Here is a 12797-nt window from a genome sequence, read left to right as displayed (position 1 = left end):
CCTGGTCGCAGGCCGACAATGCCATCACCGCCACGGCACAGAACAGTAGTACCCGCATGGCCAGACTCCAGAGTGGAAAACCCCCTTGTTTCTAGCGCTGAGCGCGTTCTCCGGGCGTGACGGGATCGCGTTGCCACCAACGAAAATCCACCGCCTCTGGCGCTGAAAGGGAGCGCACGTGGCCCTTGTATCGCCCCTCCCACTCACCCCGCGACGACGAGCAGGTGCGTTACAGTTTCACCTGTAGGTGCCCCCCGCGTCGCGGTCCGGGGCAGCCGAAGAAGTGACGCATCAGGAGTCCACATCATGAGTGTTCCCGAGGGATTGGAAGGGAGTGGGCAAGGCCTGACGCGCAGAACCTTCCTGCTGGCCGTCGGCTCGGCTTCGTTGCTGGTGGCCTGCAACGGCAAGGTGCCAGCAACCGCTGCCAATGCCGCCCCAGCAAAGCCGGCGGACGGGCGCTTTCTACAGTTGTCTCAGGCGCTGACGGGCAAGACCGATCTCGATCCGGCGACCGCCGGCCGCATCGAAGCCGCATTCGCCAAGCTGCATCCTGAGATGCACGCCCGGTTCCCGGCACTCGCGGCCAAGGCGCAACAGGCACAAGGCCCCGAAGCACTGCTGGCTGCGGCTGGCGATGCACGTCCCACAGCGCTGGCCATCATCACTGCCTGGTACACCGGCAGCGTCGGCAAGGGCCCGCAGGCGATCACCGTCTCCTATCGCGACGCGCTGATGCAGCGCCCGGTGGACGATGGTCTGTTCCCGCCGACCTACGCACAAGGTGGCCCTGCGTGGTGGACGGCTGCGCCGCCGCCGACGGTACGAGCGCACGGCTGAGCCAGCGCTTTCATCTCTTTCCCGTAATTGATCTGGATTCCCCCTCATGAAAGCTCCGGTTTTCCGTGATGGCGACGCCGATGCCGATGTTGTGATCGTCGGTTCGGGCGTCGTCGGCGCATTGATCGCCCATCAGTTGGTTCGTGCCGGAAAATCGGTTCTGGTCCTTGAAGCCGGCCCGCGCCTGCATCGCTCCGACGTGGTTGAAAACTGGCGCAACGTCAGCTTCGAGCGACGCATCGGCAGCGACTTCCAGGGCCCATATCCGCAGTCGCCGCTGGCCACCGCGCCGCTGTATTTCCCGGCCAACGACTACGTGGGCCTGACCGGCCCGGACGCCAGCAGCTTCCACCAGGGCTTCATCAAGGCGGTGGGTGGCACCACCTGGCACTGGGCCGCCTCCTGCTGGCGCCACCTGCCGGTGGACTTCAAGATGCAGTCCACCTATGGGGTAGGGCGCGACTGGCCGATCAGCTACGACGACATCGAGCCGTACTACTGCCGCGCGGAAGAGGCCATGGGTGTCTCCGGGCCGAACGACCCGGGCAAGCAGAGCCCCTCCGAGCGATCCAAGCCGTACCTGGCCGACATGATTCCCTGGGGGAACGGCGACAAGGTGTTCGCCGAGGTGGTCAATCCGCACGGCTACAACCTGGTGCCCATTCCGCAGGGTCGCATGGTCACGCCGTGGAATGATCGGCCGGCCTGCTGCGGCAACAACAACTGCCAGCCGATCTGCCCGATCGGCGCGATGTACAACGGCATCCATACCATCGAAGCGGCCGAGAAACTGGGTGCGCAGGTGCTGGCCGAAGCAGTGGCCTACAGGATCGACACCGATGCGCAGAACCGGGTGACGGCCATTCACTGGTATGACAACAACAAGGTCAGCCACAAGGCCACCGGGCGCAGCTTCGTGATTGCATGCAACGCGCTGGAGACGCCGCGACTGCTGCTGCTTGCCGCCAACGAGCAGAACCCCAACGGCATCGCCAACAGTTCCGACCAGGTCGGGCGCAACATGCTCGATCACTCCGGGTTCCACTGCTCGTTCATCGCCGATCGCCCGATCTGGCTGGGACGCGGACCGGCGCAGTCCAGCTGCATGGTCGGTCCGCGCGACGGTGCCTTCCGCTCGCAGTACTCGGCCACCAAGATCATCCTCAACAACATCAGCCGCGTGGCGATCGCCACCGACCAGGCGCTGAAGAAAGGCTTGGTTGGCGACGCGCTGGATGCAGAAATCCGCCGTCGCGCGATCTTCGGCGTCGATCTTTCGATCAGCCTGGAACCCTTGCCGGACCCGAGCAATCGGCTGACGCTGTCGAAGACACGGGTCGATGGCCATGGCCTGGCTTGCCCGGACATCCACTACTCGCTGGGCGACTACGCCCGCAAGGGCTATGACGAGTCCTGCAAACAGCTGCGGCATATCGGCTCGCTGTTCAACGCCGAGGAATTCGTCATCACCACGGCGCTCAACGCCAACAACCACATCATGGGCTCGACCATCATGGGCGCTGACCCGCGCGATTCGGTGGTCGATGGCAATTGCCGAGCGCACGACCACCCGAACCTGTGGCTGCCAGGCGGTGGTCCGATGGTATCGGCCAGCGTGGTCAACAGCACCTTGACCATGGCCGCGCTGGCATTGCGGGCTGCAGATGCCATCGAGCGTGCGGCATGAAGACCTTCGCGTCGGCTCTGCTGATGCTGCTGGCTGCAGCCAGCCAATCCGCGCGCGCAGACGAGGTCGCCGAACGTGGGCGCTACCTCTCGGTCGCCGCAGACTGCGTGGCGTGCCACACCAGCCCGAAACAGGGCAAACCCTACGCCGGCGGCTACGCGATTGCGTCCCCGCTGGGTGAGATCTGGGCCAGCAACATCACCCCCTCCAAGAGCCATGGCATCGGCCTCTACAGCGAAGATGACTTCGCCAAGGCGGTACGTGAAGGCGTGCGCAAGGATGGCGCCCATCTGTATCCGGCGATGCCCTATACCTCGTATGCCAAGCTGACCGACGAGGACATCCACGCGCTGTATAGCTACTTCATGACGGAGGTGGCGCCGGTCGATGAGGAAGCGCACGCGACCGAACTGCCGTTCCCCTTCAGCATCCGCCAGTCCATGGCGGTGTGGAACCTGCTGTTCCTGGACAAGGAAACGTTCAAGCACGATGCAGGCAAGAGTGCGCAATGGAATCGCGGCGCCTATCTGGTGGAAGGCCTGGCGCATTGCTCCAGCTGCCACAGCCCGCGCGGGCTGATGATGCAGGAAGTGAGCGGCAAGGCCTTCGCCGGCGGATCGCTGGGGGACTGGTACGCGCCCAACATCACCTCCCATCCCACCAGCGGTATCGGTGGCTGGAGCGATGCAGAACTGGCCCAGTACCTGAAGACCGGCCGTGTCGCCGGCAAGGCGCAGGCCGGTGGCGGCATGGCCGAAGCAGTGAGCAACAGCCTGTCCAAGCTGCAGGACGAGGATATCGCCGCGATCGTTGCCTACCTGCGCACGGTACCGGCGGTGGCCGATCCTGACGCCACGCGGGCCGCCTTTGCCTGGGGCGATGCCGCCGCTACGCCGGGCGAGCAACCGGTACGCGGCACAGGTGCGGCATTGGCATCGGGCGGAGTACTGTATTCGGGACTGTGCGCAAGCTGCCATGGATCGCGGGGCGAGGGCAGCAGGGACGGGTACTACCCCTCCCTGGTGCACAACACCACCGTCGGCATGACCCGCCCGCAGAACCTCATCGCCACCATCATCGGCGGCATCGACCGCGATGTGCATGGCGAACACGCGTTGATGCCGCATTTCTCGAAAGGCTCATTCGTGCAGGACCTGAGTGACGCCGATATCGCAGCGGTGGCGACCTACGTGCGTACACAGTTCGGGCCGGGCGACCAGGTCACCGAGGCTCAGGTGGCGCTGACCCGCGCCGGCGGCGAGAAGCCATTGCTGGCGAAGATCGCACGGCTGTGGCTGCCGATGCTCATCGTTGCCGTGCTGGCGCTGGTCGGCGTCGTGCTGCTGGTGCGGCGCGCCTGGAAGAAGCGCAAGGACAGGAGGGCCGCAGCATGAAGCTGCTCTCCTTGAACGGCCTCGGCCTGCTCCTGCTCGTGGCCAATGGCCCGGTGTCGGCCGCCGAAGCGAGTGCCACCGCCAAGCCCAAACCGGTCGACAGCATCGTGCAGACGCCGCTGAGTGCGGATTGGGCCGTGCGCCTCTGGCTGCAGGACCGTGGTGTAACCCCCAGCGCACGCATCGTGATCGGCAGCGGCGTCAACAGCGACGGTTACAAGGGCAGTGGTTGGTCCACCGCCGAACACATCGATCTGGGCGCGACGATCGATACCGGCAAAGCACTCGGCTTCGACGGTACGCTGCGCGTGGTGTTCTCCGACCGCTTCGGCAACGCCATCAACGAGCGGTCCACCGGTTCCTATATCCAGAACCAGGCCTTCTATGGCCAGGGCCAGAACCTGCGTTTCAACGAGCTCTCCTACGAGCGGCTGCTGCTGGACAAGCGGCTGAGCCTGAAAGGGGGCTTCTACTCGATGGGCAACGACTTCGGTGGCTTGCCCTACACCTGCAACTTCAACAACAACGGTCAATGCGGGCATCCGCTGGGCCCGATCTACAGCTCCGGGTGGCTGGACAACCCGACGGGCCAGTGGGGCCTGCGGGTGAAGTGGAACGATCCGTCGGGCTGGTACGCACAGACCAGCATCTACGACGTCAACCCGACGCGCAAGCAGGCCAACAGTGGCTTTCGTGTTTCGACGAGGGGAAAGACCGGTCTGTTCCTGCCCGTGGAAGTGGGCTACAGCCACGGCAAGTCCGGCGAGGACTATGGCGGCACCTACAAGGTCGGCTACTACCTGGACACCTCCAACGCCGATGACATCGGTAATCCGGCCGCACCTCGCGCCTCGCATCGCAGCGGTTCATACGTGCAGGCCGCGCAGCGCGTGTGGAAGCCCGAGGGCGATACGGTGCGCGGCATCTCGGTGTTCGGCGTGGCCACCCGTGCCGATGCAAAGACAGGGCTGATGCGCTACTCGTGGGAAGCGGGCGTGAGCTGGCGCGGCGTGATCGCGTCGCGCGAGGATGATGTGCTCAGCCTGGCCTGGAATCGGCTGGACATCTCCGACCGGCTCGCTCGCCATCAGCAGCTGACCGGAAAGGATGTGCAGAGCAACGAGCAGTTCGTCGAGTTGAACTACGGCGTGCAGGTCGCCCCGTGGCTGGTGCTGCGGCCGGCGGTTCAGTACGTGGCACGTCCCGGCGCCTATGCCAGCCGACCCGACAGCTGGGTGTTCACCCTGCAGGCGCAGGCGACGCTGTAGGCGCATTCAGGCCCGTGGCGTGGGGTGGCAGGGCCGCCACCGCATGTTGCGGCGCAAGGTGTCAGCCACCATTCGCACTGGTACGGTCCAACCCGTTGCACCACCAACAACGGGGAGAGACGACGATGCGCAAGGTATTGCTGCTGTTGATCCTGCTGACCGGACTGGCGCCCACCGCCTGGGCCGCCACGGTCAAGACCACCCACCGCACCGTTCCCAGCTGGGACGGCACACCCCTTGGGGTCTTTGTCATCGAGCCCCAGGACGCGGGTAGCGGCAAGTACCCGCTGCTGGTGATGCCCAGCAGCTGGGCCGTTCCCAGCGTGGAGTACGTAGGGGTCGCACAGTCGCTGGCCAAACGCGGCTACGTGGTCATCAGCTACAGCTCGCGCGGCTTCTGGGAGTCCGGCGGGGCCATCGACATCGCCGGGCCAGCCACGGTCGAGGATGTCAGCGCATTGATCGACTGGGCGCTGGAGAACACCCAGGCCGACCCGGCGCGGATCGGCGTCTCGGGCATCTCCTACGGCGCCGGCACCAGCCTGCTGGCGGCCGCACGCGATCCCCGCATCAAGGCAGTGGCCGCCCTCAGCGGATGGGCCGACCTGCAGGCGTCGCTGTACGCCAACGACACCCCAAGTGCACAGGGAATCGCACTGCTGGTGGCCGCCGGCCTGGTCACCGGCCGCCCCGGGTCCGAACTGGCCACGATCAACCGCAACGTGGTGGTCGGCAACTATCAGGGCGCAGTGGAATCGCTGTTGCCGGTGGCCGCGATCCGCAGCCCCGCTGCGAGCATCAACGAAATCAACGCCAACCAGCCGGCCGTATTCCTGGCCAACGCCTTCAACGACAGCCTGTTTCCGCCGGGTCAGCTGGTGGATTTCTTCAACCAGCTGAAAGGCCCCAAGCAGCTGCAGCTGCGCCACGGCGACCACGCCCTCAACGAGGCCCTGGGCGCACTGGGCATTCCCAACGAGGTCTACGACTCGGTGGGCGACTGGTTCGACCATTACCTCAAGGGCGTGACCAACGGCATCGACCGCGAACCGGCGGTGCAGCTGAAGTCACAGAAGGGAAGCTGGAGCAGCTACCCGAACTGGCAGGCCACCAACAGTGGCGCGGTCAGCTACGCGTTGACCGCACCCGGCGGCCTGCTTCTGCCCACCGGAGGCCTGGCTGAAAACGGGCGCAGCAATGGCTGGAACTACCGCATCGGCAGTGGCCTGCCTACCGCCGCCAATTCCGGCGTGGCGATGGTGTCGGGCTCGCTGCAGATGATCAACCTTCCGCCGGGTGCATACGTGCCTTTCATCGGGCGCAACGCTGCAGGCGTCTGGCAGGGGCCGATCTACTGGAACGAACGCCGTCTGGACGGTGCGCCGGAAGTGCGCGTGACCGTCACCCCCAGCCGCGCCAACACCACGCTGTATGCCTATCTGTACGCGGAAGATGTGCTGGGCAATGGCCAGCTGATCAGCCACAAGCCCTACACCCTGCGCGGCGTTGCACCGGGCCAGGCGACCACCCTCGATCTTCGGCTGGAAGCAAGCAGCTGGAACATTCCCGCCGGCAGTCGCCTGACGCTGCTGGTCGATACGGTGGACCTGCGTTACGCAGGCATCAGCCAGTTGGGCGGGGCGGTTACCTTCAGTTCGCCCGCGTCCGCGCCATCAGTGCTGAAGGTGCCGTTGCACTGAATCCATGCCGCGTCCGCTCCGTGGGCACACCGGCGGCAGATGCCGCGTGGTGTGCTCAGAGCTTGCCGGCCACCCGGTAGCGGGAGACACCCTGTTCGATCAGCATCTGCAGTTCGTGCAGCAACGCTGGATCCCAGGCATCGAAGTTGAAGCAGGACTTCCCCTGCATATGCTTCTTCAGGGCCGGGCTGATGCCGGCCAACAAGTCGGGGAAGGTGTAGATGGGCATGAAATGGAATGAATGCCTGCGACCCGATACTTTCACCGCGCCGAAAAACTGGGCCTTGCCCTTGGCGTCTACGTTCCTGCAATTGGCGTAGAAGTGATCGTCCTCGTCATGCACGACGAGAAGATCGGTTTTGTAGGGAAGCAGCAGATCGCGCAGGGCGGCAAACAGGTTGGGCGACTGGTCCTCCATTCCACGATCCGACTCGGCGGCAGGTACGGGTGGGTTCTTCATGGAAGTCATCCCGGAAGGAGGCGTGACTGGGAGATCGTGCGCAGTTTCTGCTGGGCCAGCCTACCACGGGGCAGTATGCCGACAGCGGCAGATGGCTATGGACTTATAGCCACGAGCACCTGACCATGGCGCTCCAAGAATACCCCGCACAACCTGGCAGCTCGATGAAAACACTGGCCCTGATCGCACTTTCCCTCTCCATCTGCATCAGCCTTGCCGGCTGCATTGCCCCGTTTCGCGTAAAGGCGCGCGAGTATGCCTCTGCCGACATGACGCCGCCAGAAAAACGTGATGCGCCGGTTCCGTCAGCGCCACCGCAGTGACACCCCATCGGTCGGCATCACCCGCAGCACCGGCATCGATTTAAACCTTTCCCGCATTGGCAGCATCCATCAGGTGCCACGCCACTATCGCCAAACGGAAGGGAAGTCGCCCGTGCCTGGAATCCTGCATTTTCTGCTGGCTGCCGCCATCACTTCAGCCGCTTCAGGCGCGAGTGCCGGCGCCAATGCCACGCCCGTGGCTATCCCGTTCGAGCAGGACAAGGACCACCGGATCTACGTCCGCGGCAGCGTCAACAGGTCCGAGCCCTTGCGATTCCTGGTGGACACCGGCGCGGACGGATTGGCCATATCGCGCGCCATCGTGCCGAAGGCCTCGGTGGTCATCGATGATCGGACTGAGAACACAGGTTCAGACGGCGTCACCACGATGGACTACAGCACGCGCAACGACGTTGAGATCGACGGGCTGCATACGCGCATGGGCGCGGTAGTGGTCGACTACAGGAACCGTCCCTTTGATGCGGTTCTGGGATGGAAGTTCTTTGAAGGGAAGGTGGTCGAGATCGATTACGACCGGCAGCAGCTGCTCGTCCATCGTAGCCTGCCGGATGTAACCGGCTATACCCACGCCAACGTCCGCTGGATCGACAACACACCCGCAATCGAAGTCACGCTCGGCAACGGCGACGCCATCTTCAAACCGTGGCTGGCACTGGATACGGGAAGCAACGGCAGCATCGATCTCAGTTATGCCTACAGCTCGCGCCATGGGCTGATGGAGGTATTCACCCAGAAGGTGGGGACCTCCCGATCTACGGGCAGCGCGGGCAATGTCATCCGTGCAGTGGATGTGCGGGTGCCCTCGGCTGGCATCCAGGGGCTGGCCATCGGCAAGCCTGCTGCATCCTTCTCAATCGACGATGACGCCTCCACCGGCGACGGTACGATCGGCGCGGGTGTTCTCCGGCAGTTCAACATGCTGCTGGACATGAAGACGGGTGAGGTCTATCTGCGACGGAACCAGTACGTTGGCGTGGACCCGGCCAGGAAGTAGAGGCTTCAGCCTTCCATCGCCTCTTGTGAACGGCGAGCGGTAACAGCACACTCCTCGCCAGCCATTCCCTTCAAGAGACGTCCATGGCCCTTCGCATCACCTGCCTGTGCGGCGCAAATACCATGGAACTGCACGGCAGTCCCGCTGCGCAGGCGAACTGCCACTGCGCAACCTGCAGGGATTTCTACGGCGTTGCGATGCTCTCGGCCACCGCATGGGCGGCGGAATCGGTGACCGTTTCAGGGGTGAAGAATGCGCGGTTCCAGCACCCGTCCAAGCAGCTTTCCAAGACCTTCTGCCTGAACTGCGGCGATGTGTTGTTTGGAACCAATCGCCTTGGAATGCGCGTGGTTCCCAACGCGGTAGTTGCTCGAGCCGCTGATGGCGTGCTGGATGAAGCGTTTTCGCCGACGATGCACCTGTTCTATCGGGAGCGCGTCATCGACGTTGCAGATGCGCTGCCGAAGTACCTCGATGGCTGGGACGGTCCGCTTCATGTGAGCCCGGGTCATCAGCAATTGCCTCTGGATCATGCAGCCCACGCAGCTTCTTCTTGTTGATCTTGCCCACGCTGGTGCGTTCCAGCGAATCAACGAAGCTGACGCGGTCGGGGATCGCGTAGCGGGAGATGTCGCCTGAGCGGCTGCGTGCTGCGACCAGTTCGATGATGTCAGCCTCGGTCACATCGCTGCCGTCCTGCCGGACCACCAACGGCAGCGGCCGCTCGCCCCATTTCGTATCGCTGATGCCGATCACGGCGACCTCGTTGACCGCCGGATGCAGGGCGATGATGTCTTCCAGGGCAAGCGAGGAGATCCACTCGCCGCCGGTCTTGATCACATCCTTGATGCGGTCGGCCACGCGCAGGTAGCCGCCGCCATCGATGTTGCCGATGTCGCCGGTATGCAGGTAACCGCCCGCCCACAACGCCGTTGAGGCGTCCGGGTTGTGCAGATAACCCTGCGTGAGCCAGGGCGTGCGTACCACCACTTCGCCGGTAGCGACGCCATCGTGGGCAACGTCGTTCATGTCTTCGTCCACGATGCGCAGGTCCACCAATGGCACTGGGATGCCGGCCTTGGTACGCAGTGACAGCTCCTCATCCGGGTCGTCCAGGGCGTGGGCATCGATCTGCGCGACGGTGAGCAGGGGGCAGGTCTCGGACATGCCGTAGCCGCCGAAGATGTCGATGCCACGGGCCAGTGCCTGCTGCGCCAGTGCCCGCGGCAGTGCCGCACCGCCGATGATCACTTTCCAGCTGCGCAGATCGGTATCGGTCGCCGTGGCATGGCCCAGCAGCATATGCAGGATGGTCGGCACGCAGTGCGAGAACGTCACCTTCTCGCGGGCGATCAGCGCCAGCAGCTTGCCCGGCAGATAACGCCCGGGGTAGACCTGCTTGATGCCCAGCAGCGTAGCCACGTACGGCATGCCCCAGGCGTGGACATGGAACATCGGGGTGATCGGCATGTAGACGTCGTCGCGGTGCAGGCGCCCCTGGCTGGACGCGCTGCCGAGTGCGGCCATCGCCGCAAGCGAGTGCAGCACCAGTTGCCGATGGCTGAAATACACCCCTTTGGGCAGGCCCGTGGTGCCGGTGGTGTAGAACGTCGTGGCGCGGGTGTTCTCGTCGAAGTCCGGGAAGCTGATGATGGGCGTGGCCTCGCGCAGCCCGGCTTCATACTCGGTCACGAAGCCCGCTGGCAGCGGCCCATCCTCATCATCCAGCAGGACACGCGTGCGCACATCCGGCAGCTGTTCGTCGATGGCTTCCAGCACCGGCAGGAACTCGCGGTTGGCCAGGATCACCCGCGCACCGCTGTGATTGAGCGTATAGGCAATCTGCTCGGGTGCCAGGCGGATGTTCACCGTCATCAGCACCGCACCGATCATCGGCACGGCGAAATAGCTCTCCAGGTAGCGGTTGCTGTCCCAGTCCATCACCGCCACGGTATCGCCGTGCTTTACCCCCAGCGAGGTCAACAGCCCGGCCAGCTGGCCGATGCGCGCCTGCAGGGTGCGGTAGTCGAAGCGGACGTTGTCGCCGTAGACGATTTCCTGCTGTGGACGCACGGCCAGCGGCGTCAGCAGCAACTGCTTGATCAGCAGGGGATAGGCATGAGCCTCGGCGGCGGGCGCGTCTGTGGCGGTGGCGGGTGACATGTGGGGTTTCCTGGTGGCGGCGCGTCAGCGGTTGGGGATGGCCTGGGCTGCGGGAATGGACAGCTGCTCGCGCAGCAAGGGCGCTTCGGCGCGTGGCGTTGGCTGGATGAGCGCATCCTGCGGCAGTGGATGCGCTGGATCCTCAAGGTGATCCCATACCTGGTCCATCGCCGCGAACATGTAGGGCAGCAGCGGCACGTAGCGCTTCCGGTAATCCGGGAAGGCCAGCAGCGAGTCGAAATGCTGTGCGTTGTTCACCCGCCAATAGGCGATCGGCGCCCCCGCCTTGCGTGCAAGTGGCACGTAGCGATCGCTGGTCATGCTGATCGGCACCAGCCCATCGTCGATGCCATGGATCACCACGATGGGCAGGCCGCGACGCGGCGCCTTGGTGGTGGCCGCGGCGATGCCGGCGCGTACCCGCCGGGCATCGGCGCTATCGCCCTTGCCGAGTGCACGCAGGCAGTTCAGGCCACGCAGCGGATTGTCTGCCGCCCCGGCTGCATTGCCATCCACCAGCACCACGCCGTTGCCCGGTGGAATGCCGCTGCCCTCACTCCACCAGGTTGCGCGAGCCTCGGCTGCGGCCACGCCAGGCCTGCCATCTGCCCCAGTGGCCGAGAAACTGTACGCGCAGGGATGTTCGCCAGCGCCGTGGCGTCCATAGGCCGACGAATATGTCGCTGCGATGGCGCGCCACAGATCGAATCCCGTCGAGAACGCGCCGGCGCGAAGTGCGTCGGCGCTCAAGCCGGCGTCGAGCAGCTGCTGGCGTGCCGATCGTGCCTGTGCCGCAGTGTCATCACCTTGCACCAAGCCGGCGGACTTCAGCGTGGCGCATCGCTGTGTCCACACCGGCACGGCCTGCGCCCGCATCGGCGGTTGCGGCAGATCGTCCTCTGCCAGCAGGGCACAGGGCATCAGCAACGCGGCTTGGGTGACGAAGTCGTACAGCGGCGGAGCGCCTGCCACCGACACATTCGGTTCGCCGGCCACCATCGCATCGAACCAATCGCCTTCGATCTCCGCCGCGCGCAGCACAGCGCCACCGCCATTGGATACGCCCACGCCCAGCGTGCGCGTGTTGGCCGCTGTGAATGGCTTCGATCCCGGGTAGGCGCGGTCCAGTGACTGCAGGCCGAACTGCAGCGCCTGCAGCAGATGCCGGCCCCAGTCTGCTTCCGGGTTGTCACCCGAATGGGCATGTTTGAAAGCTATCCCCTGCGTGGTTGCCGCACCCGCAGGAATGAAGGCCAACGCGCCTTGTGAGGCGGGCGTGCCGTCTGCCTGGAAGCCGGCCTTGGCGTCCAGGTCGTAGTAGTCGCTGCCTGCGCCCTTGTCGGTATAGGCGACGGCGCAGCCGTGGGCCAGACCCCAACTGCCGGCTACCGCAATCGCGCCATAGATGCCACGCGAGCCGGATGACGCAGCGACGACCAGGCAGCGTCGCGAGGCGTCGAAGTTGTCGGGTACCTGCACCAGCACGCGATGGGGCTGGCGCGCGCCAGTAATGCGCGCGTAGGCCGAGAACTCGCGGCCGGGCACCGCCTGCAGGCTGCCGTAGACATCGCCGAAGCCACCACCGGGAGTCAGGTCGGCGATGCCGCGCCAGCTGCTCCAGATCGCACGACGCCGGGCCTCCTCTGTCGTGGGCTGGGCCGGGTTGCTGAAGGCTGGCGCGGTGGTCGAGCGCAGGGCGTCGATGTCCAGTCCCGCAGTCAGCAGTTCATCGTTGCCGCGATGCGGGGTTTCCCGCCACTGCTCGAACACCGGAGCACCGGTGGCGGGGCGGGGCGTGGCGGCATCGGCGAAGGAGATACCGCCCGGCAACAGGGCCAGCGCGGCGCACAGCGGAGCAAGGGAGCGATGGATGTTCATTGCTCCACCCTAGCAATCCGGGCGGCGCACGCCAGCGTACCTTGGTACCCGTGCCCAACCGCAGGCGAT

The 12797-nt window shown here is 65.0% G+C and carries 10 protein-coding genes and 1 pseudogene; 8 read left to right on the top strand and 3 right to left on the bottom strand.

The window, feature by feature from the left end; translation table 11 throughout:
• Positions 1 to 306: 306 nt before the first annotated feature.
• The 5 genes from CR156_RS08990 to CR156_RS08970 all read left to right on the top strand — a co-directional run bounded on the left by CR156_RS08990 (position 307) and on the right by CR156_RS08970 (position 6889).
• Positions 307 to 840, top strand: a complete 534-nt coding sequence (locus CR156_RS08990) for a sugar dehydrogenase complex small subunit (RefSeq protein WP_100552571.1) — start codon at positions 307 to 309, stop codon at positions 838 to 840.
• Positions 841 to 886: 46 nt separating this feature from the next.
• Complete coding sequence (locus CR156_RS08985) at positions 887 to 2527, top strand: GMC family oxidoreductase (RefSeq protein ID WP_100552570.1); 1641 nt, start codon at positions 887 to 889, stop codon at positions 2525 to 2527.
• Positions 2524 to 3921, top strand: a complete 1398-nt coding sequence (locus CR156_RS08980; protein WP_100552569.1) for a c-type cytochrome — start codon at positions 2524 to 2526, stop codon at positions 3919 to 3921. Before CR156_RS08985 ends, CR156_RS08980 begins: the two co-directional genes overlap by 4 nt.
• Positions 3918 to 5189, top strand: a complete 1272-nt coding sequence (locus CR156_RS08975) for a carbohydrate porin (protein ID WP_100552568.1) — start codon at positions 3918 to 3920, stop codon at positions 5187 to 5189. Before CR156_RS08980 ends, CR156_RS08975 begins: the two co-directional genes overlap by 4 nt.
• 125 nt (positions 5190 to 5314) lie before the next feature.
• Entirely contained in the window at positions 5315 to 6889 is a 1575-nt protein-coding gene (locus CR156_RS08970) for an alpha/beta fold hydrolase (protein ID WP_100552567.1), read from the top strand.
• A gap of 55 nt (positions 6890 to 6944) precedes the next feature.
• On the opposite strand, the gene CR156_RS08965 is transcribed toward CR156_RS08970, so the two are convergent.
• On the bottom strand, positions 6945 to 7349 hold the full coding sequence (locus CR156_RS08965; protein WP_133120071.1) for a hypothetical protein: 405 nt from the start codon (positions 7347 to 7349) through the stop codon (positions 6945 to 6947).
• A gap of 125 nt (positions 7350 to 7474) precedes the next feature.
• On the opposite strand from CR156_RS08965, the gene CR156_RS22720 reads away from it, so the two are divergent.
• The 3 genes and pseudogenes from CR156_RS22720 to CR156_RS23305 all read left to right on the top strand — a co-directional run.
• Positions 7475 to 7672 (top strand): hypothetical protein, encoded by a 198-nt coding sequence (locus tag CR156_RS22720; protein WP_133120070.1) that lies wholly within the window; start codon positions 7475 to 7477, stop codon positions 7670 to 7672.
• A complete protein-coding gene (locus CR156_RS08960; protein ID WP_100552565.1) occupies positions 7641 to 8687 on the top strand; it encodes an aspartyl protease family protein in 1047 nt (348 codons plus the stop codon). Before CR156_RS22720 ends, CR156_RS08960 begins: the two co-directional genes overlap by 32 nt.
• A gap of 83 nt (positions 8688 to 8770) precedes the next feature.
• Positions 8771 to 9106: pseudogene (locus tag CR156_RS23305) on the top strand (GFA family protein); the annotation flags it as partial.
• A 19-nt stretch (positions 9107 to 9125) separates the two neighbouring features.
• On the opposite strand, the gene CR156_RS08950 reads toward CR156_RS23305, so the two are convergent.
• Both CR156_RS08950 and CR156_RS08945 read right to left on the bottom strand, forming a co-directional pair.
• A complete protein-coding gene (locus CR156_RS08950) occupies positions 9126 to 10850 on the bottom strand; it encodes a fatty acid--CoA ligase (RefSeq protein ID WP_100552563.1) in 1725 nt (574 codons plus the stop codon).
• A gap of 24 nt (positions 10851 to 10874) precedes the next feature.
• Entirely contained in the window at positions 10875 to 12728 is a 1854-nt protein-coding gene (locus CR156_RS08945) for a 3-hydroxybutyrate oligomer hydrolase family protein (protein WP_100552562.1), read from the bottom strand.
• Positions 12729 to 12797: the final 69 nt, after the last annotated feature.

It is taken from the genome of Stenotrophomonas lactitubi (genome assembly GCF_002803515.1).
Lineage (GTDB): Bacteria > Pseudomonadota > Gammaproteobacteria > Xanthomonadales > Xanthomonadaceae > Stenotrophomonas > Stenotrophomonas lactitubi.
This window is presented reverse-complemented; position numbering and strand designations above follow the sequence as displayed.

Excerpts from the sequence above, each read along its gene's own strand:
- CR156_RS08960 (WP_100552565.1), top strand. The coding sequence starts at position 7,641 with ATGCGCCGGTTCCGTCAGCGCCACCGCAGTGACACCCCATCGGTCGGC.
- CR156_RS08990 (WP_100552571.1), top strand. The coding sequence starts at position 307 with ATGAGTGTTCCCGAGGGATTGGAAGGGAGTGGGCAAGGCCTGACGCGC.
- CR156_RS22720 (WP_133120070.1), top strand. The coding sequence starts at position 7,475 with ATGGCGCTCCAAGAATACCCCGCACAACCTGGCAGCTCGATGAAAACA.
- CR156_RS08965 (WP_133120071.1), bottom strand. The coding sequence starts at position 7,349 with ATGAAGAACCCACCCGTACCTGCCGCCGAGTCGGATCGTGGAATGGAG.
- CR156_RS08945 (WP_100552562.1), bottom strand. The coding sequence starts at position 12,728 with ATGAACATCCATCGCTCCCTTGCTCCGCTGTGCGCCGCGCTGGCCCTG.
- CR156_RS08980 (WP_100552569.1), top strand. The coding sequence starts at position 2,524 with ATGAAGACCTTCGCGTCGGCTCTGCTGATGCTGCTGGCTGCAGCCAGC.
- CR156_RS08950 (WP_100552563.1), bottom strand. The coding sequence starts at position 10,850 with ATGTCACCCGCCACCGCCACAGACGCGCCCGCCGCCGAGGCTCATGCC.
- CR156_RS08985 (WP_100552570.1), top strand. The coding sequence starts at position 887 with ATGAAAGCTCCGGTTTTCCGTGATGGCGACGCCGATGCCGATGTTGTG.
- CR156_RS08975 (WP_100552568.1), top strand. The coding sequence starts at position 3,918 with ATGAAGCTGCTCTCCTTGAACGGCCTCGGCCTGCTCCTGCTCGTGGCC.
- CR156_RS08970 (WP_100552567.1), top strand. The coding sequence starts at position 5,315 with ATGCGCAAGGTATTGCTGCTGTTGATCCTGCTGACCGGACTGGCGCCC.